This window comes from Pedobacter sp. Leaf216, assembly GCF_001421515.1.
Taxonomy (GTDB): Bacteria; Bacteroidota; Bacteroidia; order Sphingobacteriales; family Sphingobacteriaceae; genus Pedobacter.
In genome coordinates this window covers 143,170-164,902 of the sequence record NZ_LMKM01000035.1, presented here as the reverse complement: position 1 = coordinate 164,902, position 21,733 = coordinate 143,170, and the positions used below count along the sequence as shown (strand labels likewise).

Genomic DNA, 21,733 nt, shown 5'->3' with positions numbered 1-21,733 from the left:
ATCTACCCATTTATTTTAAGGTAAATCAGGTTGTATATCTTAGGTTGCAAATAAATCAATCCAAAAACCGCGAGATAAGAAAGCTGAAATCCTACATCCCAAATTAGAAATGGATTATAAATCAGTTGGCAAAAAGCGGAGAAAGCCAAAATATTATAACTGTTTGTATTTTTAGATAAAACTTTTGCTGTAATTAAAATGCTGATCATAATTGCCGATCGAACAACAGAAGGAGATAAGCCCGTTAACAAAGCGTATCCCCAGATTAATGTACAGATTAATATTAATTTCAGAATTTTTAACAGGCGTTTCCTGTTCATGAAAAGAAATAGAAAATCTAAAACAACGTATATAATTGCTACATGTGCGCCCGATACAGAAAGTGCATGGATTGTTCCTGTTTTGCTATAAGCAGAAAGTGTTTCTTTATTTAAATCTGCTCGATACCCCAATATTAACGTAGAGGCTACTGCAAATGCTTCATCGCTCTTAATTAATTTTCGATACTTTCTAACTTGTTGTTCTCTTAACTTCAACGCAAATGCTATAAGCACATTACCTTTGTTTTTACCTGTTTTTATTAAATGGTTTTCATCTATAAATGCCTGATGGTAAATGTTTTGATTGGCTAACCACGCTTTAAAGTTAAATTCTGCCGGATTATAAGGCGGCTCAACTTCAGCATATTGGGTCGAAACCATAATTTCATCACCGTAATTTATCGTGAGGGGAGTTACACTGTCTAATCTTACTGCAAAAAGCAAATGGCCTGACAGTTTAATGTGTTGCTCATTTTGGTATCCTGATATTACTTCTGCCTTAAATCTTAAAATATGATTGCTTATCTGGGGCTCATCTTTAACCCAAACCCTTAAATTGGTATATTTTTTATTTGCAAAGTAATTTTCCTTTAGCGTTTCATTATTATGCAAGCAGAGTAATCCCCCTAGATTGAAAAAAAACACAAAAAATAAAATACCAAATATTCCTTTATACTGATATGCTTTAAACTTTTTGTAGGTAGAATTTATGATTATAATGCTTGCAAAGCATAATCCAGTGATAATCTGCAAAAACTGCAAACAACTTTTTGTCGCAAAAAAGTAGCATAGAACAATTCCAATTACAAACGGCAATAGAATTCTTACAAAAACATATTCAGCCTTAAACATGCTAAAACTGGTACCGCAGCTGCATTTTTAATTCTGATTTTTTATTGCCCTTAATTTCATCAAGGTAGGTGCCAACGGTTTCTACATCTTTGTAAATAAACAAGCCGTAACGAAGCCAGATATTTAATCTTTTGGCCACATTATATTTTAGGTTTAAATAAGTTCTGTATCCTTTTCCACTATACATTCCGAAACTAAAACTATATAAAACATCATCTTCATAGGCGTAAATTCGGCTATTGTAGCTCGCTGTGTTGAAATATGCCAGCCGTATATTCCCAGTAAGTTTAGAAAACATGGGAGAATAATCAACATCCTGATAAATCAGGTAACCAAATTCGCCTTTAGTATTCCCTTTTTTAAATTGTGAAAGCTCAGCACGGTTCTGGAAACTCCAGCTTTTGTTCAGTTGCCAGTTTATTTCGGCCCTGTATCCAGTCCTAATTACGTTATCCAGAAAATTTACAGGCACATCTAAATCGGTATTTTGTTGTTTTCGCTCAGTTTTGAATCTAACCAGAGCCTTAAAACCTTTAGATGGCATATATACAGCCTGTCCGAGTATTTCATAACCTTTTGAAGGTTCATCAACACGGTATTTTAACCACGGAAACCGAAAATAATCGCCGTAAAATGAAAACGCGAAGTGTTTATTCGGATTAAAATTTAAACCGGCATACAAGCCCTTTTCATTTATCGCTTCGCTGGATTCGGATACGGCTTGATTAAAGAAGCTGTGATAATCTTTAGCATAATTACGGTAAGTTAAAGCAGCAGAAAAGGACTTTGACAAACTGATAAGCACACCATTAACGTATGCAAAACCACCACCTAAACCTTTCGCACCTTCACCGTAGAGGTACAGGTTTTTATACGTGTAGTTGTAAAACAAACCCAAATTTGTTAATGATTTACCGGTAAAACTATATCGATCATAGGCGGCTGTTTGCGTAATGAAACTATTTCCATAATTACTTCGATATGCAATTGCACCGATTGCAAATTCGTTTTGAGCATATTGTACTACTGCGCCATAAATTCTTTGCGAAAGCACATTCTTATTTTTAATTTCAGACGGCGTTCGGTGCAACCCGGTTTGATTAATTGTTGACTGAACCAAATCACCCTGACCGCCGATCTTCTTTTGACTGGCATCGAGATTTCTAAAAGAAAGGAAAGGGGTAATGTCGATATTTTTAAACAGGTTTATTGTTGCGGAGGCTCCCCTAAAAAATGAATATTCATTTGTAGAGTTATAAGGCCTTAAGCCCAAATCTTTTTTAGCCACACTCGTTACATCAGGGCCCTTTCCAAAAGAAAAGCCAGACCATAATGTTAAACCCTGTCCAAATTGCAAAGTATAATCGCCCAGGATAAGTTTTTTTAGCTTACCTAATTTGAACAAAGCCAAATTTCCTGAGTAAAAATCAAAAGGTTTGCCTCCAAATTTCTCTCCAGCATCTTTATCCAAGGTGATTGCTGCTGATAAAATTGTGCTATAATTATACCTGTAACGGGCCTGAAACTTCTCGGGTGAACCCAAATATCGGTTGCCGGGTAAATCGGTAAAGCCTTTTTGTTTTTGTAGGTTTTGAGCAAAGCGCATCATGAAATCATGTTCACTATCTCTAAAAACGTTTTTTAAAGTGATTTGCTCATATTCACTGGTATTTGTTAAGGTTACGAAAGGCAATAAACTTTGAACAGTTTTGGCATCAAAGCCAGCTATACTTTGTAATTCCAATACATCAACAAATTGTCCGTTCTCTTTAACATAAGAGAAAAAATTACTGATTTGCAGTGGTGATAGAAAAATGAATGTTTTTAACTCTTCGGGAGATGTGCGATTTAAATTAATGGGATGTTTACGATACTTCGTCATCACATCAATCAGCTCACTCATGTCGTAATCTTCAGGAAGATTTTCGGCCATACTCTCCAATATATCGCGGATATCATTTTCCTGTCCATTGCTTTGTGCATAAGTTAAATTGGAGCCAGCAATTATAAAAGCAACAACCATTAGTTTAGGCCGTAATTTTAACCATGATGTTTTTAAAAAGATTTTCCAGGAATATCCTGGTTCTGATAACCGGGAGAATTCACTAATCCATTGCTTTAACCGATGAATCAGGTTATTTGGAGTGGTTGATAATAGGAAAAAAAAGACAAGCAACAATAAATACCATATTTTCATAAGCAGTAATTAAACTATTAAAGAAAATGGGGGAGATTATTGTATTACTTGTGCAAGTATACAGAAAATAATTACAAAACTACAATATAAGTATTTTTAAATATTATTTATTGTAGTATAAAGCAGCGGTTGTTTTAAAGCTCTTCGGCTAGATTTACCAGGAAACCTTTCAGTTTTTCTAACGAGTCAATAATTTTTTGATTTTCGCGTACGCCTGTCTTATTATTTTTGAGGTAATCTTTGGCACCTTTTAAAGTAAAGCCTTTTTCATCAACCAAATTGAAGATAATTTTTAAATTCTCGATATCTTCAGGAGTGAATAGACGGTTGCCTTTTTTGTTTTTTTTAGGCTGAAGAATATCGAATTCCTTTTCGTAAAAACGGATTTGGGATGCGTTTACATTAAACATTTCAGTCACTTCGCCCATGGTATAATACATCTTATTAATGTCTCTTTCTTTATACGGCATATTTTGTGCTTGATTATGAGTGTCTTATATTGATTAATTAAAGTATTCAAATGTAGCTCGATTTTTCCTTATTAACGCAATAAAATTTTAATTTTGTTCCCTCCAATAATATTGAAATGACAGCAAAAGAGATTAGACAGGCATTCCTTAGTTTTTTTGAATCGAAACAACATCATGTTGTTCCTTCCGCGCCGATTGTGGTTAAAAATGACCCAACATTAATGTTTACCAATGCAGGGATGAACCAGTTTAAAGATTTGTTTCTTGGAGAAGCTGCTATAAAATATGCCCGGGTGGTTGATACTCAACGTTGCTTACGGGTTTCGGGTAAACATAATGACTTGGAAGAAGTAGGTATTGATACTTATCACCATACCATGTTCGAAATGCTGGGCAATTGGAGTTTTGGCAATTATTTCAAAAAAGAAGCCATTGCCTGGAGCTGGGAATTATTAACTGAAGTTTATAAAATTCCAAAAGACAAGTTATATGTTACCTATTTTGAAGGTGATGAAAAAGAGGGATTGGAAAAAGATCAGGAAGCATATGATCTATGGAAACAGTATGTTGACGAAAGCCATATTTTACCAGGAAATAAAAAAGATAATTTCTGGGAAATGGGCGATACAGGACCATGCGGACCTTGTTCTGAAATCCATGTAGATTGCCGTACCGACGAGGAAAAGGCTACCGTTAATGGTGCTACACTTGTAAATGCCGATCATCCTCAGGTTATCGAAATCTGGAACAATGTATTTATGCAGTTTAACCGTTTAAAGGATGGCTCGCTGCAAAGTTTGCCTGCTAAACATGTAGATACAGGAATGGGATTTGAACGTTTGGTGCGTGTTTTACAAGAGAAAACATCAAACTACGATACAGATGTTTTTCAACCGATGATTCAGTTTATTGCAGAAAAATCTGGAATTCAATATGGTGCTGATGAGAAAACAGATATCGCAATGCGTGTAATGGCCGATCACATTCGTGCCATATCATTCGTTATTGCCGATGGTCAGTTACCCTCAAATAACAAAGCTGGTTACGTTATCCGCAGGATTTTGCGTCGCGCTGTTCGTTATGCTTATACCTTCTTAAACTTTAAGGAGCCTTTTTTAAATCAGTTGGTACCTCTATTGGCCGAGCAATTTAAAGGCGTTTTTGATGAATTGATTTCGCAACAGGATTTTGTACAGAAAGTAGTTTTGGAAGAAGAAGTGTCGTTTTTAAGAACTTTATCAACCGGAATTCAGCGTTTCGAAAAATATCAGGCTGCTAATAATCTTGTTGAAGGTAATTTTGCTTTTGAGTTATCAGATACCTTTGGTTTTCCGATCGATTTAACAGAATTAATGGCAAGAGAAAAGGGTTGGAGTGTCGATTTAGCTGGTTATGAACAAGCATTGAAAAAACAAAAAGACGATAGCCGTGCAGCAACCGCAATTGATACTGGTGATTGGATTGTTGTGAATACAGAAGATCAGAGTGAATTTGTGGGTTATGATGATTTGGAAGTAGAAACGGAGATTTTAAAATACCGTAAAGTAAAAGCCAAAGGAAAAGAGCAATATCAGATTGTTTTACGCCAAACACCTTTTTATGCAGAAAGCGGTGGCCAGGTTGGAGATACAGGCCGTTTGGAAGACCACAGCCGCCAGTTTTGGGTTGACATTACCGATACAAAAAAGGAAAATGGACTAACTGTACATTTTGCAGATATATTACCCGATAATTTGGAAGGTAAATTTTGGGCTGTTGTAGACGAAGATAAACGTGTGTTAACAGAAGATAACCATTCTGCAACACATTTACTCCAGGCTGCTTTAAAGCAGGTTTTGGGTAAGCATGTAAACCAGAAAGGCTCATTGGTTAATGCAGATTACCTCCGTTTCGATTTTTCTCACTTTGCGAAAGTAACTGACGAAGAATTGGCGCAGATTGAAGTAATTGTAAACCAAAAAATCCGCCAGAATATCAAATTAAAAGAACAGCGTAATGTTCCTTATCAAGATGCAATTGAAAGTGGCGTAACCGCTTTATTTGGCGAAAAATATGGCGATTTTGTAAGGATGATCACATTTGACGATCATTTTTCAAAAGAACTTTGCGGTGGTACCCACGTAAAAGCTACCGGACAAATCGGATCTTTCAAAATTATTTCTGAAAGTGCTGTTGCTGCCGGTGTTCGCCGTATCGAAGCCATTACTGCCGATAAAGCCGAGCAATATTTCTTGGATCAAAGAAAAGAACTTGGACATTTAAAAGCTTTATTAAACGGAAGTAAAGATTTATCAGCATCTGTTCAGACTTTGTTGGACGAAAATGCAAAACTGAAAAAAGAGATAGAAAAATCTACTTTAGAGCGTGTTAATACTTTAAAACACGAAATTGTACACCATGTTAGAGGCATTCACGGTATTAATCTGATAGCGAAACACATCGATTTACAAAGTGCTGACGCCGTTAAAAACTTAGCGTTCTCTCTTAAAGAGATGATCGATAATCTTTTCCTGGTTTTTACCACAGAAATTGAGGGCAAACCAGGAATAACGGTAATGCTTTCCGATCATCTGGTTAAAAAAGGATTAAATGCATCAAATATTGTTCGCGAACTTGGGAAAGAAATTCAGGGAGGTGGGGGCGGTCAGCCGTTTTATGCTACAGCAGGAGGTAAAAACCCAGCAGGTTTACCGATAGTTTTAGAAAAAGCGGAGCGTTTTATTCCTCACCACTAACCTAATGAACCTTAAAGTGTTAGAATAAGTTCAGCACAATGATACAGCAATAAAAAAGAGGCCCTAAAGCCTCCTTTTTATTTTAATGTCTACCATGTTTTTCACGGTGTCCTCTAGAGAATAAACTGGAATTTACTCTTCTGTCATGATACCTGTTATCTACGCGGTATGATCTATAATTATTTCTTGGCGAACTGTATCTTACTCTGTTGCCACCGCCACCGTACGAGGGACGGTAATAATTGTTGTGATGAGAATAAGTTATCCGATGAGAATTGTAATTGCGATAAGGATTATTTCCATATACCACTACCTTTCTACCTCTATGCAGATCATATCCTCTATATCTGGCTGGTAAATACCTCGATCTTGTCCATCTGTTTCCATTTAAATAAACAAATTGCCTTTGTGGAACGTAATAGTAAGATTGAACTTCTGGGAGATAGTAATAATTAACATCTTGATAACCTGCCGGAACCCAGGCAGGTTGAGCACCAATATTTACATTAATACTTACCTGAGCGTTAGATTGATTAGATGTTAAAGCCACGATACCTACAATCGCGGAGATGAGAAATAACTTTTTCATAATAATCTATTTAATTTGTGTGTACTTCAGTAATTCAAACGCTGTGCCAAAATTTCTATTGTAACAGAGATATAAAAAAAGGAGCTCCTTAACGAAACTCCTTTACCTTTTAACCTATAAACAGTAGCCTAATGTTTGTCTTTACCTTTTCCATGGCCATGTCCCTTATTTTCTTTCCCGTAGATTTTTTTTGCTTGTCCGGGAGGCATACCATGAGGGTGGCCCTTAACAACGTAATATCTACTGTCATCACTATCTCTAATAATTAACTGACCTTTATTGCCTTTGTACTTCGCATACTTTACCTTATCATTTTTAAAATTCAGGTAAGGTTTGGGCGAATTAACAACAACTTTGTATCCATTATATAAATCATAATTACCATATCTGCCCGGTAAAGAATTTGAAAAAACCCAATCATTTCCATTTAAGTAAACAAATTGTTTGCGCGGAACACTATAGTAACTTTCTACATCCGGAAGGTAATAATAATCTACATGATCATACCCGGTAGGGCCCCATAATGGTTGTGAGCCAATGTTAACATTTACATTTAACTGTGCTTTTACTTGAGTACTTAGCAATGAAACCATCATTACTACAGCAATTAAAAATAATCTTTTCATAAAAATTTAATTTGTGTGTTTTTGTTTAGTACTAAACACGTGCCAAAAAATATTAAATAAAAAGGGAGCTTCTCCCGAAACTCCCTTTTTCACAATTAGATATTATTTTTAATGACGATCATTACCTCTATTATCATTGCGGTTTCCCTCTGAGCGACTATTGCCATTATTGTTTCGTTGCGGACGGGCATTGTTTTGTGCTGGCCTTGTAACATTTCTTTCTACAATTCGGGTAGAACGGTTATTATTTCTAACTACAACAACATTATTATTTGGACGTTGATTGCAGTTTGGATGGCCTTTAACCACATAGTACTTAGCATCGCGACTATCTCTTATAATAGTTTGACGGCCACTATAATTTTTATATTTGCTATACCGCGTTGCATAAACATTGTTTCTTAAATATGGTTTTGGCTCATTAATTACCACTTTATAGGCACGATACAGATCAAAGTTTCCATATTGAGGTGGTAAGTTGTTGGCTGAAATCCAGCGGCTACCGTTAGCATAAATATACTGGCCGGATGGTACATAGTAATATGCATTTATATCAGGAAAATAATAGTAGTCTACATGGTCATATCCTGTAGGTCCCCAAACTGGTTGAGAACCGATATTGATATTTAAGCTAACTTGTGCTTTTGCATTGTTTATGCTGAATAATGAAACCATCAAAACTGCAGCAAATAAAACTAACTTTTTCATAACATTTAAATTAAAGGTTTCTTTGTGTGTATTTGCTGAGATAGACAAAACAGTTATAACCAAGTTTAATTGTAGCATGATAATTTAACATTCTTTAACGATTGCCTAACCCATTGAATAAAATGCAGAAATAATTGCAAAAAGCTTGTTTACAGATGTTTAGTTAATAATTTATACTACAGATGTTCTTAATTTGCTCGTTTTAACAATCAATCACTAAGAATTTATGATTATTTTGAATTACTCAAGAAATTGAGTAATTGCCATGGCATGAATTTTTAAAAATTTCTCCTTCAAGCCTTTTTTAACGAAAGACTAAATAATAACTATATTTGACACATTAATATTTACCACACATTAAAAACTGTGGTGATTAAACTTATAACATCACGAAGCTTTAAATGCCTTTACAAGAAACAAGCCCCCAAAATACTTTCGAACTCGTTTCAGGACTGGAAATTCACGTTCAGTTAAATACAAATACAAAAATATTTTCAGCTGATAGTGCATCTTTCGGGGCTTTGCCTAATCAAAATATATCTACTGTTTCGCTGGCCCTGCCAGGTGCATTGCCTAAATTGAACAAAGAAGTAGTGGCAAAAGCTATCCGTATCGGCTTGGCTTTAAACTGTACAATTAACCAGGTTAATCATTTCGACCGAAAAAATTATTTCTATGCTGATCTGCCTAAAGGATATCAGATTACTCAAGATAATCAACCTATCTGTGTAAATGGTTTTCTGGAACTTCAATTGGCAGATGGTTCTACAAAAAAAATAGGGATCAACCGCATTCACCTGGAAGAAGATGCAGGAAAAAGTATCCACGATCAGGATGAAAATTACTCTTTAGTTGATTTAAACCGTGCCGGGGTTCCGTTGATTGAGATTGTTACTGAGCCTGATATCCGCAGTTCGGAAGAAGCTTCTGTTTTGCTGAGTGAAATCAGAAAACTGGTAAGACACTTAAACGTAAGTGATGGCAACATGGAAGAGGGCAGTTTGCGTTGCGATGCCAATATTTCTATCCGTGCCAAGGGTACTACAACATTTGGTACACGATGTGAAGTAAAAAACCTAAACTCAATGCGTAACGTACGTAGAGCCATGGATTTTGAATTTGGCCGTCAGGTAGAAGTGATTACCAATGGAGGCCGGATTATTCAGAGCACATTAAATTTTGATGCTGATAAAGGCACCACTTCACCTATGCGTACAAAAGAGGAAGCTAACGATTACCGTTATTTCTCAGATCCGGATTTACAACCGATTCATATTTCTGATACCTGGTTAGCAGAAATTAAATCGTTGATGCCTGCATTACCAAATGAAATTTCTAAACAAATGATCTCAGAATTTGGAATAAGTAAGGCAGATGCAGCACTTTTTGCTGAGGATTTAGAACTTTTAAATTATTTTAATAATGCACAACCTCTTGTTAATCATAAAAAAAGCCTGATCAATTGGCTAATTGGCCCGATAAGAGCTGTGCTAAACGAAAAGGGAATCACCATAACAGATTTTAAGGTGAGTCCGCCGCAATTGGCAGATGCCATTAATTTGGTTGATGATAAAAAAATAACACAACAAATTGCCATTCAACAGTTGTTACCTGCTATTGAATTGCACGAAAATACAAAAGTGGCAGACTTGGCGCAGTCATTAAATCTACTTATTACCGAAAATGGAGATGAATTAAGCACTTTTATTGATGAAGTGTTAAATAAATACCCGCAACAGGTAGAAGCGTACAAGAAAGGTAAAAAGGGCGTTTTAGGTTTGTTTGTTGGTGAGGTAATGAAACTCGCCAAGGGTAAAGCAGACGCCAAAAAATTAAATGAATTAATACTTGAAAAATTGAAATAATGAGACTAAAACAATTGAGCATTATCATGCTGATCGCTATTGCTTTTACTGCATGTAAACCTAAAGATAGCTTTACCATTGATGGAACTTTCCAAAATCCCGGAACAGAAAAGAAAGTTTTTTTATACGGCATGCAGAACAGCAATATGGTTGCAATTGATTCGACTAATCTATCAGAAAAAGGAGAATTCAAATTTATCCGTAAAACACCATCTGTCGATTTCTTCAGGGTATCAGTTGGTAACCACGAATTTATGCTGATTGCAAAAAATGGCGATGACATTAAATTAGAAGCTGATTTGGCTGATAAAACTATGGCATATAAAATTTCGGGCGCAAATGAAGTAGATAAATTATCAGAGTTAAATGCCATTAGAAACAATTTTGCAAAACAAGTAGAAAAATTGCAGGCTGATTTTGAAGCCAAAGTATCAAAACAGCCGGAGAACAGGGCTGCTGTGCTTGAATCGATGAAGCCACAGTATGAATCGTATATTAATCAGTTGAATACAGAGATTATTAAATTTGCTAAAGATAACAAAGGAACGCTTGCTAGTTTCTATGCAATGAACACTTTAAGTCCGCAGGAATATGAAGCTGAATTGGTAAAATTTGCTGATGAAGTTAAAGAAGAAATTAAAGGAAATGCTACAGTAGACGCTTTTGTTAAGCAAATGGCCTTATTAAAAGCTGTACAGGTAGGCCAGGTTGCACCTGCATTTACAATCAATACGGCAGACAATAAACCCGTAAATTTATCTGATTATAAAGGTAAATACGTATTAATTGATTTTTGGGCATCATGGTGTCAGCCTTGTCGCCAGGAGAACCCTAATGTGGTTAAAGTTTACAATAAATATAAAGAAAAGAATTTCGACATTATCGGTATTTCTTTAGATACAGATAAAGCAGCCTGGTTAGGTGCAATAAAAGCCGACGGACTAACCTGGACACATGTTTCGGAATTGAAAGATTTTAATGGCGAAACGGTTAAAAAATACCAGGTGCAAGCCATACCAACTTCTTATCTTGTTGATCCTGCCGGAAAAATCGTTGCTAAAAACCTGCGTGGCGATGAACTGGAGGCATTTTTAGCTAAAACGTTACGTTAAAACAAATTCCATGTTAAACTAATTTAAGTAATTAACAATTTCTTAACTTAGGCTTAACTATATATTGCATCATAGACACTACTTTCGTAACAAATATTTAACTATGAACAACGCAGGTCAGAAAATATTAATTGTTGATGATGAACCAGATATTCTGGAGCTTATTGAATATAACCTTAAAAAAGAGGGTTATCAGGTTTTCACAGCAACCAATGGCCAGGAAGGAATTACAGTTGCGAAAAAGGTACATCCGGATTTAATTATACTGGATATTATGATGCCTAAAATGGATGGGATAGAGGCTTGCCGCTTAATGCGTGCAATACCCGAGTTCAAAAATACATTTATGGTTTTCTTAACCGCCAGAAGTGAGGAATATTCTGAAATTGCAGGTTTTAACGTTGGTGCTGATGACTACATTGCAAAGCCGATAAAACCACGTGCACTAGTTAGCCGAATCAATGCAATTTTGAGGAGAAACACCGGAACGGAAGAAATATCTGAAAACAAATTAGAGATTGGCGATTTAGTGATCGACCGTGAAGCTTATTTGGTTTTTCAAGGTGGAAATAAAGTGGTGTTGGCTAAAAAAGAATTCGAGCTTTTATACTTACTGGCTTCAAAACCAGGGAAAGTTTACACCCGTGAATCCATTCTTAAAAACATTTGGGAAGACTCGGTAGTAGTAACCAACAGAACTATTGATGTACATATCCGTAAATTAAGAGAAAAATTAGGTGAAACTTATGTATCAACCGTAAAAGGAGTAGGTTATAAGTTTGAGCTATCTTAAATAATTCTTCATTTACCAATAGACACAGATTAACACAGATCTTTTCTGATGATTAATCTGTGTTTTTTTTTGCTTTCGTAATTAGATTCTGAAACAAGTTTAGGAGTATGATACCTGTAACAAATTTGTCCAGCTGAATTCATTTTACTGACTTTCTCAAGCAAGGCCCTGAAATAAATTCAGGGTGAGGACCAGCTTAAAAAAATAAAATCGTATTTTTGCGCTTCATTAATTACAGCACAGTTTGAAGTTTCCAAATTTTAAAGACCTTATTCTTTTCGAAGACAACGATTTCATAGTTATCAATAAACCTCCTTTTTTAGCCTCACTTGATGAGCGTGGCGGATCTGGAGAAACCAATGTATTACGCCTTGCTAAACAGTATAGTGATGATGCACAGGTTTGTCACCGTTTAGATAAAGAAACATCAGGAGCTTTAATTATTGCAAAAAACCCAGAAGGATACCGCCACGCTTCCATGCAGTTTGAAAGGAGAAAGGTAAATAAAACCTATCATGCTGTTGTTGATGGACATGTAATTTTTGATCAGCTTACGGTTGATTTACCAATCTTAAACGATGGAAATAAAAATGTGACCATCGATCGGGCTGAAGGCAAGAGGGCCGAAACCATTTTTGATTCGTTAAAATACTACAAACATTATACTTTGGTAGAGTGTAAACCAATAACTGGCCGGATGCACCAAATCCGCATCCACCTGGCCACACAAAGGGCTGCTATTGTGGGTGATGACATGTACAAAGGGAAACCTGTTTTTCTTTCTTCAATTAAGAGGGGTTATAAATTAGCCAAAGGCGAAGAGGAGCAACCCATCATGAAACGTTTTGCATTACATGCCAGACACCTGGTTTTTAAGGGATTAAATGATCAGGATATTGTTATTGATGCACCATACCCAAAAGATTTTGCTACACTAATAAAGCTGTTAGATAAATTTGATGCATAAAACAAGCCTTTAAATTGGCTCTTTTCGTTGTTTTTGTTACTTTTGGCTTATTCGCTATCTATTAAAAAACAATAGAATGTACATTAGATTTGTAAATTACCTTGATCAGATTAACCTATACCGAAAATCTAAAATATCAAACCGTAATTTCTTAATTATCTTAGCTGTAATTGTTGGGATTTTAGCTGGCCTCGCAGCCGCCGCATTAAAAAGTTTAACCCATCATATCGAAGAATTCCTTCAATCAGATTGGCACTGGAAATATAAATACTACCTGTATTTTATTTTTCCGATGATCGGTATTTTCTTAACCGTACTTTACATTAAATATTTTATTCGCAAATCAAAGTTCGAAACGGGTTTAACACCTTTGCTTTATGCAATTTCAAAAAAATCGAGCAAGGTAGAAGCACACAATATTTATTCGCAGATTATTACCGCAGCCATAACAGTAGGCTTTGGTGGCTCAACAGGCTTGGAAGCTCCAATTGTTACCAGCGGGTCGGCAATTGGTTCTAATTTAGCACGTTTATTGGGGTTATCTTACCGGGAAATTACCATGTTGGTGGCATGTGGTGCTGCTGCAGGTATAGCAGGGGCTTTTAATAGTCCTGTTGCGGGAATTGTTTTTGCTATTGAAATTCTTTTGCCTGAATTTACCATCCCTGCATTTATTCCTTTATTGCTTTCGGCAGCAACCGCGGCTGTGGTGGCAAGGTTATTTTATACGCAACAACTTTTCTTTTTGGTTACAGAAGGGTGGAAGGTAAATGCATTATTTTATTATGTAATACTCGCTTGTTTTATTGGCTTATTCTCTATCTATTTTACAAAAGCCAATTATGCTGTTAAAGGGTTGTTTTATAAAATTAAACATCCTTACACAAAAGTTGTGGTGGGCGGTTTAATGCTTGGGGCATTGGTATTCCTCTTTCCAACACTATATGGCGAAGGCTACATTACCATTAAAGGTTTATTAAAGGGTGATTATCAAACGGTTATAAACAACAGTATCTTTGCTGATTACAATAACATCCCGGCATTGGTTGTATTATTTACGGTGGTAACCATTTTTATGAAATCGATAGCCACCCTGGTAACTTTAGGGGCAGGAGGTAATGGTGGTACGTTTGCACCAAGTTTAATCATGGGCGGCTTAATCGGATTTATTTTCGCTTACATTGTTAATTTATCGGGCCTGGCACAGTTAAATGTGTCTAACTTTATCGTTGCTGGTATGGCGGCTGCATTAGGCTCAATTATGCATGCGCCTTTAACGGGCATTTTTCTTATTGCAGAAATTACGGGTGGCTATATATTAATGGTTCCACTAATGATTACCACAGCCATTTCTTATGCGATTAACCGCAGCTCGCAAAAACATTCTATTTATACTAAAGCATTGGCAGATAAGGGCGAGCTCTTGTCACACGAGGATAAAGACACTACGGTTTTGAACCAAATGAAATTAAGGTATCTGATTGAGAAAAGTTATCCTCAGTTACAGATGAACGATTTGATTTCGATTAAGATGAATGAAATTTTGCAGTCGCATAAAAACATCTGTGCAGTTACTGATGAGTTGGGCGACTTTAAAGGTGTAATTTATATTGAAGAGTTATTTAACGAGATGATTAACCATCCTGATAAAGCGCATTTAATGGCTTCGCAATTGGTTCAGCCGGCACCAAATACCATTAATGAAAATGATGACCTGAAAATGGTTCTTGAAAAAATGGAACAGGATAATGTTTGGATTTTGCCAGTGTTAAATGTGCAAAACCAATATTTAGGTTTTGTATCTAAAACAGCAATTTTTAACAAATACCGTGCATTGCTGATGAGACAGAATGATTACATGGGCTAATTGTGATCCATAAATAGAGGAGAAATGTCATTAACGAAAGAAGTCAAGTTTTAAAAACTTGACTTCTTTGCTATAGTTCTATTCCAATCTTATTTAGCCAACTTTTCGATTTTGCTATATAGATGAATTATTTAAATATTTATTTCATCTAATTTTACAAAAGAAGTCAAGTTTTAAAAACTTGACTTCTTTGCTGTAGTTCAATTTCAATCTTATTATATTCTTACTCAGCTCTTTTTAAGCCAAATTTTTCAATTTTGCTGTATAAATGACTTCTTTGAATATCAATTTCATCAGCAGTTTTTGATACGTTCCAATTATTTTTTTCCAATTTAAATTTTATAAACTCACGTTCAGCGTGATCTTTATAATCCTGGAAGTTATTAAATGAATCGAAAGAAGAAGCAAGGGCTGAACCGCCCGCACCTGCAATTTGAGCACTGCTTGCCGCGCCAATATTTGTTCCACCGCCTGGGTTGGCAAATGCCCGAACATCGTTTTCTGTAATTACTTTATCACTCAAAATAATTAAACGCTCAATCATATTGTGCAACTCACGTACATTACCTGTCCATGGTAAAGCCTGCAAAGCTGCCATACCACCTTCGTTTATCTTTTTAACAGGCATTCCGTAATCACTGCAAATGCTTTCTAAAAAGTTTTGTGCAATAACAGGAATATCATCGGTACGTTCTGTTAAATGTGGCACATGGATATTAATTACATTCAACCTGTGGTACAAATCCATACGGAAATTACCATCTTCGATTTCTTTTAACAGATCTTTATTGGTTGCCGCTAAAACACGTACGTTAACTTCTATTTCCTTTTCGCCACCAACACGCGAAATTTTGTGTTCCTGCAAAGCACGCAAAACCTTTGCCTGTGCAGATAGGCTCATGTCACCAATCTCATCTAAAAATAATGTACCACCGTTGGCCAGTTCAAATTTACCGATACGCTGCTTTACGGCAGAGGTAAACGAACCTTTTTCGTGACCAAATAATTCGCTTTCAATTAATTCTGAAGGAATAGCAGCACAGTTTACTTCAATTAGAGGACTATCAGCACGGTTGGATTTTTCATGTAACCAACGTGCAACCAGTTCTTTACCACTACCATTTGCCCCGGTAATTAATACCCTGGCTTCGGTTGGTGCAACACGTTCTATAGTTTCTTTAATTTTAGAAATACTATCCGATTCACCTAATATTTCGCGGGTTTTACTCGCTTTGCGTTTTAATACTTTGGTTTCGGTAACTAAGTTTCCACGGTCTAAACCATTACGAACAGTAATCAATAAACGGTTTAAATCTGGTGGTTTGGAAATAAAATCAAAAGCTCCTTTTTTACTGGCCTCAATAGCAGTTTCTACTGTTCCATGACCGGATATCATAATAAAAGGGAGATCGGGTTTAATGATCTGTGCCTGCTCGAGCACTTCCATACCGTCCATTTTATTCATCTTGATATCGCAAAGTACCAGATCGAAATTTCCTTTTTTAATCATTTCGAGTCCATCGATACCGTTATCAGTATCTTCAACATCGTAATTTTCGTACTCCAGAATTTCGCGTAAGGTACTCCTTATCGCACGCTCATCGTCAATTATTAATAATTTAGCCATTAGAGATGTATTCTATATTTCAGATGCGAATATATTATTTTTTAATTAATGTATAGTTTTTTATACAATTATAGGCTATAAACCCTAAAACACCTTAAAGGTTTTAATAAGTGTAATCCATTTTGAATTTAGTTAAATCAGGTTTAAACTTTTTGTTTCTTTTTAATTCAAGATCATAAATTGTTCGTCCTAAATTCTTCATAAACGGAAAGCACACGGTATCATATTCGTACTTATTATCGTTATAAATACCGTCTTCATTACTTTGAACCACAGCTGTAAGGAAATATTCAATTCCGTTTTTAAAATCGACGAAATAAGCATTATCTATAATGAAACCGTAACTGTCGCCATATTTATTAAAAATTCTAATATCAGCATCAGGTTTAACCTGCGCTCTTCCGTAATACAGCATTTTAGCATAAGTAGGCCAAAATTCTTTAGCATCATATTTAGGGAAATCGCTTTCTGTGGGATATTTACTCATATAAGTATAAATGAGTTTATAATCTTCTGCGGTAAGTTTAAATCTTTCTTTAACTGGAAACGCTTCCGGAAAAATCAATTTTTGCATTAATTTTTGCTGGTCGTTAATGGCGAAAGCATTTTTGCCTGCTAAACTAAAAGGTTTATTAACCAGTTTATCTGTACTGTCCAGGTAACCCGTACCCATAACTAAATTATTTAGTTTAAGTTCATATTCTTTAGGGTCGTATTGCGCAGGCTGATTGTACACCAATTGCTGCCCGTTATAAAACTTAATTGGGTTGGTATGCTTAGCCGATTCTCCTGCATCGCCAATGGCCAAACGGTTAAGAATACGGCTATCGTTAAAACCATTTGCTTTGAGTTTTTCGTTAATTTCGGCACGGCCAATAAATTCGAATAAACGGTTAAAGGCATCATTATCACTGGTAAGCAAAATCTTTTTAATATAATGCGCTATGGAGGGAAGTTTGTTTTTCGCACTCGTATCTGCTAAAACCTTTGTTTGATTTTTATAGCCGCTATCCGTAATCATTGTACTGTTAAGCGTTAGTCCTGTACTTTTCAATCGGTTCACTTTTTCTAAAGCGAAAATTACAGCGGCGAGTTTAACGGTACTGGCGGGATAAAAGTAATGGTGCGGATTTAAATTGTAGCTAAAGGTTTTAAACGTAGCAGTATTCTTTGCATCGCGGTTAATCTGGGTATATAATACCTGGATCTGGTTATGATCTGGATGTTGAAGAATGGCAGAAAATAGTTCTGGTTTGCTTTCCATTAACTTTTTCAGAAAAACGGTATCGGTTTTTTGTGCCATAGTGTTTAAGCTGAATAACGAAAATATTAGGGTTAAAATCCTGCTCATGTTTGTAAATTTTGATTCCTAATTTAGGTTTTTCTGTTAATAGCACCATTTTCCATCATGCATTTTACATTATAACCCGTTCTAATTGACGATAACTTGGATGTTGTATATCTTACCCTATTTTCAATATTCATCGCAATTAAGCAACAAAATTTCTGCTATCCGCTCTTTTTACTACATTTGCGCTGCTTTTGGTTTCCGGCCTTACAACCGGAATTAAAAGGGAATACAGTGTAAATCTGTAACTGTCCCGCAGCTGTAAGCTCCTTAACGGATTTCCAATCAATTTGCCACTGTTCTGATACCTCGGGATGGGAAGGCAGGAAAGCCGGGAGTAAGTCAGAAGACCTGCCTTAGCATTATATTTCATAGCTTTCGGGGATTGAAGCTAAGGAGTGAGGTACTTACGGTTTTCGTATTTTCATTTCTTTTCCATCTGTTGGCTGTGGGTTAAACTCACAATCAAAATGACACAAAAACATTCTGCCTATGCGGGCACAATGCTGTTTTTTCTATGTTCTACCATTTTATGGACAGGATTTTTATGGCCTTTAAATACCTGGGCACAAACTGACAGTACAAAAAAAGCAACCCAGCTGAAAGAGGTTCAGATCAGGGAGTACCGATTAACCGAGCAAAGCAAATCGCCAACACCACTTCAGATTTTATCATCCGAAGATCTGAAAAGAATTAACAGTTTATCCGTTGCTGATGCTATCCGTTACTTTTCGGGTGTACAATTAAAAGATTATGGTGGCATAGGCGGTTTGAAAACGGTAAATGTACGAAGCCTGGGCACTAACCATACCGCAGTTTTTTTAGATGGCGTTCAGGTTGGCAACGCCCAAAACGGACAGGTAGATTTGGGAAAATTCTCACTCAGTAACCTCGATGAAATTGCCTTATATAGCGGACAAAAGCCAGAATTGCTTATTCCAGCTAAGGGGTATGCTTCTGCAAGTAGCATTTATTTAAAAACCAAAGCACCTGATTTTGAAGAAAACCAGCGCAAACAGGTTGAGCTAACTTTAAAAAGCGGTTCGTTTGGATTGATCAATCCTTCTTTAATTTACCGGTATAAGGTTAGCGAGAATTTAAGTGCAAGTATAAATACTGAATATATCCACGCTGATGGGAAATATAAATTCAGGTACACCAACGGAGTTTTTGATACCACTGCGGTAAGAAATAATGGCGATGTAGAACGTTTTCGGTTACAGGCCTTATTGTTTGGCAAATTTAAAAACGGAAAATGGCATGCTCAAGCGTATTCCTTTTTATCAGATAGGGGATTACCCGGTGCAATTGTATCCAATAGGTTTGATTTTACGCAAAGAATTTGGGACCGCGATTTCTTTATCCAGGGGAGTATGGAGAAAAAACTATCCGATAGATTCAGCATTCTTATAAATGGAAAATACGGTTACGTTTATCAGCGTTATTTAGACCCGGATTATGTAACCACCACTGGCTTTTTAGATAACCGCTTTAAAGAGCAGGAAGCTTACTTATCTTTTTCGGGGAAATATAAAATCAATTCGGTTTGGGAAGCAGCTTATGCAGCTGATTATAGCTATCAAACTTTAGATGCCAATATTTACCGTTTTCCTTATCCAAACAGGAATACCTTTTTAAATGTGTTAGGCTCATCACTAACGTTAAAAAAGCTCACTATCCAGGCAAATGTATTGAGCACCACTGTAATTGATCAGGTAAAATTATATTCTTCGGCGGGTAATAAGCAAGTTTTCAGTCCAACAGTTATGCTTTCGTGGAAGTTCTTAAATAATCAAGACATCAGAATAAGGGCATTTTATAAAGACATTTTCCGGATGCCTACTTTTAACGACCTGTATTATACGTTCATTGGCAATACGCTTTTAAATCCTGAATACACCAAACAATATGATGTTGGCATAACGTATTTTAAAAATTTTAATGATAAGCGGATAAAATTTATCGATTTCCAAACTGATGTTTATTACAACCGGATAATAGATAAAATTGTGGCACAGCCGGGTGCAAACCTGTACCGCTGGATAATGTACAATATAGGTTTGGTAAACATCCATGGTTTGGAAATTAATGCCAAAACCGCATTTGAGCCCTGTAATGCTTTAGTGGTTAATATAGCGCTTAATTACACTTATCAAAAGGCAGTTGATGTAACTTCAAAACAGGAGGAAACTTATCGAGATCAGATTCCTTACATCCCAAAAAACAGTGGTTCATTTTTAGCCCGGATAGATTACCATAACTGGCACGCCAACTACGGTTTTATCTATACCGGCTTCCGTTACAATCAAAAAGCGAACAACATTTATAATTATATGGAACCCTGGTACACCCATGATGCGGCCATTGGTTATGAATTTAAGCTGAAAAACGGAAGTATCAATATCAACGGAGAAGTAAATAACCTGCTAAACCAATATTACGACCTTATTCCAAATTTCCCTATGCCAGGTAGAAATTACAGGCTAACGTTAAATTATAAACTATGAAGCATTTAAAATTTACGATAAACATATTGTTTTTGGTGGTTTTGGCCTCCTGTAGAAAAGACCCCAAGCCTTTGCCTTCAGAAATTAGCAGGTTAGAACCAGAACCAACTTCTGCTGTGAAAGGGTTTTACCTGGTTAACGAAGGTAATATGAACATGAATAAGGCCTCGTTGGATTATATGGACCTGGTTAATGGCATTTATACCCGTAACCTATACAATCAGGTCAACCCAGAGGTTACCAAAGGTTTGGGCGATGTAGGGAATGATATTGGCCGTTATGGTAGCAAGCTTTACGTAGTGGTTAACGTATCAAATAAGGTTGAAGTGTTGAATGTAAAAACAGGAAAGAAAATCGGACAGATCAACATCACCAATTGCCGTTACATCACTTTCAATAATGGCAAAGCTTATATAAGTGCTTATTTAGGCAAAGTAGGCGATCCGAAGGCACCTAATGGAATTGTGGCCGAGATAGACACTGCGACACTCAGCATAAACCGTACAGTTGAGGTTGGCCGACAGCCAGAAGAAATGGCCATTATCGGCAGTAAATTATATGTAACAAATTCAGGTGGTTATAGTCCGCCAGATTATGAGCATACCCTGTCTGTGATTGATCTGCCCAGTTTTAATGAAATCAAGCGCATTGAGGTTGCTATAAATCTGCATCGCGTTAAAGCTGATCGTTATGGTGATTTGTATGTGACTTCACGTGGAGATTATTATAGCATCCCATCAAAGCTTTTTGTAATTGATACCCAAACCGACCAAATTAAAAAGGTATTCAATATTGCCGCTGGTAACCTGGTTATTGATGATGATTACGCATATATCTACAGCACAGAATGGAACTATGTAGTGGGTAAAAACAAAATTAGCTACAACATGATCAACGTAAAGGACGAAACAATAATGGATCGCAAATTTATTACGGATGGTACTGAAAAGGACATTAAAATCCCTTACGGAATTGCGGTTAACCCTACCAGTAAAGATGTATATGTAACAGACGCTAAAGATTATGTTACCCCCGGAAAATTACACTGTTACAGCTCAGAAGGTCGCTTAAAATGGTCGGTTACTACTGGCGATATCCCGGCCCACATTGCATTTATAAATTAAATATATACCATGAAGAATTTTTTAAA

16 protein-coding genes and 1 riboswitch are annotated in these 21,733 nt (G+C 36.2%); of the genes, 8 read left to right on the top strand and 8 right to left on the bottom strand.

The genetic code is table 11. The features are described 5' to 3' along the window. Positions 1 to 2: 2 nt before the first annotated feature. The 3 genes from ASE74_RS21425 to ASE74_RS21415 all read right to left on the bottom strand — a co-directional run bounded on the left by ASE74_RS21425 (position 3) and on the right by ASE74_RS21415 (position 3,839). Entirely contained in the window at positions 3 to 1,172 is a 1,170-nt protein-coding gene (locus ASE74_RS21425) for a ComEC/Rec2 family competence protein (RefSeq protein WP_055913809.1), read from the bottom strand. Position 1,173: 1 nt separating this feature from the next. After that, entirely contained in the window at positions 1,174 to 3,369 is a 2,196-nt protein-coding gene (locus tag ASE74_RS21420) for a helix-hairpin-helix domain-containing protein (protein ID WP_235526192.1), read from the bottom strand. 134 nt (positions 3,370 to 3,503) lie between these two features. Next, positions 3,504 to 3,839 (bottom strand): MerR family transcriptional regulator, encoded by a 336-nt coding sequence (locus ASE74_RS21415; protein WP_029274329.1) that lies wholly within the window; start codon positions 3,837 to 3,839, stop codon positions 3,504 to 3,506. A gap of 116 nt (positions 3,840 to 3,955) precedes the next feature. Here ASE74_RS21415 and alaS point away from each other — a divergent pair, with 116 nt between their 5' ends. Beyond that, on the top strand, positions 3,956 to 6,574 hold the full coding sequence (alaS, locus tag ASE74_RS21410) for an alanine--tRNA ligase (protein WP_055913806.1): 2,619 nt from the start codon (positions 3,956 to 3,958) through the stop codon (positions 6,572 to 6,574). A gap of 82 nt (positions 6,575 to 6,656) precedes the next feature. Here alaS and ASE74_RS21405 read toward each other — a convergent pair whose 3' ends face one another. The 3 genes from ASE74_RS21405 to ASE74_RS21395 form a co-directional block, all read right to left on the bottom strand. Continuing rightward, positions 6,657 to 7,163, bottom strand: a complete 507-nt coding sequence (locus tag ASE74_RS21405; RefSeq protein ID WP_055913803.1) for a hypothetical protein — start codon at positions 7,161 to 7,163, stop codon at positions 6,657 to 6,659. Positions 7,164 to 7,291: 128 nt separating this feature from the next. Continuing rightward, positions 7,292 to 7,789: a hypothetical protein gene (locus tag ASE74_RS21400; protein ID WP_157255500.1), complete on the bottom strand. Its 498-nt coding sequence runs from the start codon at positions 7,787 to 7,789 to the stop codon at positions 7,292 to 7,294. A 108-nt stretch (positions 7,790 to 7,897) separates the two neighbouring features. Next, positions 7,898 to 8,497 carry a hypothetical protein gene (locus tag ASE74_RS21395; protein WP_157255499.1) on the bottom strand — a complete coding sequence of 200 codons (600 nt, stop codon included), beginning with the start codon at positions 8,495 to 8,497 and terminating at the stop codon, positions 7,898 to 7,900. A 401-nt stretch (positions 8,498 to 8,898) separates the two neighbouring features. On the opposite strand from ASE74_RS21395, the gene gatB reads away from it, so the two are divergent. The 5 genes from gatB to ASE74_RS21370 all read left to right on the top strand — a co-directional run bounded on the left by gatB (position 8,899) and on the right by ASE74_RS21370 (position 15,101). Beyond that, the gene (gatB, locus tag ASE74_RS21390; RefSeq protein WP_055913797.1) at positions 8,899 to 10,362 is read left to right on the top strand and encodes an Asp-tRNA(Asn)/Glu-tRNA(Gln) amidotransferase subunit GatB; all 1,464 of its coding nucleotides are present in this window, start codon (positions 8,899 to 8,901) and stop codon (positions 10,360 to 10,362) included. Next, positions 10,362 to 11,474 (top strand): TlpA disulfide reductase family protein, encoded by a 1,113-nt coding sequence (locus tag ASE74_RS21385; RefSeq protein WP_055913794.1) that lies wholly within the window; start codon positions 10,362 to 10,364, stop codon positions 11,472 to 11,474. Before gatB ends, ASE74_RS21385 begins: the two co-directional genes overlap by 1 nt. Before the next feature lie 103 nt (positions 11,475 to 11,577). Next, on the top strand, positions 11,578 to 12,267 hold the full coding sequence (locus tag ASE74_RS21380; RefSeq protein ID WP_055913791.1) for a response regulator transcription factor: 690 nt from the start codon (positions 11,578 to 11,580) through the stop codon (positions 12,265 to 12,267). Between the two features lie 244 nt (positions 12,268 to 12,511). Further along, the gene (locus ASE74_RS21375) at positions 12,512 to 13,234 is read left to right on the top strand and encodes an RluA family pseudouridine synthase (RefSeq protein WP_055913788.1); all 723 of its coding nucleotides are present in this window, start codon (positions 12,512 to 12,514) and stop codon (positions 13,232 to 13,234) included. Positions 13,235 to 13,310: 76 nt separating this feature from the next. Continuing rightward, positions 13,311 to 15,101 (top strand): chloride channel protein, encoded by a 1,791-nt coding sequence (locus ASE74_RS21370; RefSeq protein ID WP_055913785.1) that lies wholly within the window; start codon positions 13,311 to 13,313, stop codon positions 15,099 to 15,101. A gap of 223 nt (positions 15,102 to 15,324) precedes the next feature. On the opposite strand, the gene ASE74_RS21365 is transcribed toward ASE74_RS21370, so the two are convergent. Both ASE74_RS21365 and ASE74_RS21360 read right to left on the bottom strand, forming a co-directional pair. Next, entirely contained in the window at positions 15,325 to 16,728 is a 1,404-nt protein-coding gene (locus ASE74_RS21365) for a sigma-54 dependent transcriptional regulator (RefSeq protein WP_055913782.1), read from the bottom strand. Positions 16,729 to 16,831: 103 nt separating this feature from the next. Further along, positions 16,832 to 18,079, bottom strand: a complete 1,248-nt coding sequence (locus tag ASE74_RS21360; protein ID WP_055913779.1) for a serine hydrolase — start codon at positions 18,077 to 18,079, stop codon at positions 16,832 to 16,834. A gap of 175 nt (positions 18,080 to 18,254) precedes the next feature. After that, positions 18,255 to 18,450: riboswitch (cobalamin riboswitch) on the top strand. A gap of 96 nt (positions 18,451 to 18,546) precedes the next feature. Here ASE74_RS21360 and ASE74_RS21350 point away from each other — a divergent pair. Then, positions 18,547 to 20,583, top strand: coding sequence for a TonB-dependent receptor (locus tag ASE74_RS21350; RefSeq protein ID WP_055913773.1), 2,037 nt, complete (start codon positions 18,547 to 18,549; stop codon positions 20,581 to 20,583). Then, a complete protein-coding gene (locus tag ASE74_RS21345; protein WP_055913770.1) occupies positions 20,580 to 21,707 on the top strand; it encodes a YncE family protein in 1,128 nt (375 codons plus the stop codon). The genes ASE74_RS21350 and ASE74_RS21345 overlap by 4 nt, the downstream gene beginning before the upstream one ends. Positions 21,708 to 21,733 lie beyond the last annotated feature (26 nt).

Bases quoted from the DNA above. Each gene is read 5' to 3' on its own strand.
- ASE74_RS21365 (WP_055913782.1), bottom strand. From the start codon at position 16,728: ATGGCTAAATTATTAATAATTGACGATGAGCGTGCGATAAGGAGTACC.
- gatB (WP_055913797.1), top strand. From the start codon at position 8,899: ATGCCTTTACAAGAAACAAGCCCCCAAAATACTTTCGAACTCGTTTCA.
- ASE74_RS21380 (WP_055913791.1), top strand. From the start codon at position 11,578: ATGAACAACGCAGGTCAGAAAATATTAATTGTTGATGATGAACCAGAT.
- ASE74_RS21360 (WP_055913779.1), bottom strand. From the start codon at position 18,079: ATGAGCAGGATTTTAACCCTAATATTTTCGTTATTCAGCTTAAACACT.
- ASE74_RS21385 (WP_055913794.1), top strand. From the start codon at position 10,362: ATGAGACTAAAACAATTGAGCATTATCATGCTGATCGCTATTGCTTTT.
- ASE74_RS21345 (WP_055913770.1), top strand. From the start codon at position 20,580: ATGAAGCATTTAAAATTTACGATAAACATATTGTTTTTGGTGGTTTTG.
- ASE74_RS21415 (WP_029274329.1), bottom strand. From the start codon at position 3,839: ATGCCGTATAAAGAAAGAGACATTAATAAGATGTATTATACCATGGGC.
- ASE74_RS21405 (WP_055913803.1), bottom strand. From the start codon at position 7,163: ATGAAAAAGTTATTTCTCATCTCCGCGATTGTAGGTATCGTGGCTTTA.
- ASE74_RS21370 (WP_055913785.1), top strand. From the start codon at position 13,311: ATGTACATTAGATTTGTAAATTACCTTGATCAGATTAACCTATACCGA.
- ASE74_RS21400 (WP_157255500.1), bottom strand. From the start codon at position 7,789: ATGAAAAGATTATTTTTAATTGCTGTAGTAATGATGGTTTCATTGCTA.
- ASE74_RS21395 (WP_157255499.1), bottom strand. From the start codon at position 8,497: ATGAAAAAGTTAGTTTTATTTGCTGCAGTTTTGATGGTTTCATTATTC.
- alaS (WP_055913806.1), top strand. From the start codon at position 3,956: ATGACAGCAAAAGAGATTAGACAGGCATTCCTTAGTTTTTTTGAATCG.
- ASE74_RS21425 (WP_055913809.1), bottom strand. From the start codon at position 1,172: ATGTTTAAGGCTGAATATGTTTTTGTAAGAATTCTATTGCCGTTTGTA.
- ASE74_RS21350 (WP_055913773.1), top strand. From the start codon at position 18,547: ATGACACAAAAACATTCTGCCTATGCGGGCACAATGCTGTTTTTTCTA.
- ASE74_RS21420 (WP_235526192.1), bottom strand. From the start codon at position 3,369: ATGAAAATATGGTATTTATTGTTGCTTGTCTTTTTTTTCCTATTATCA.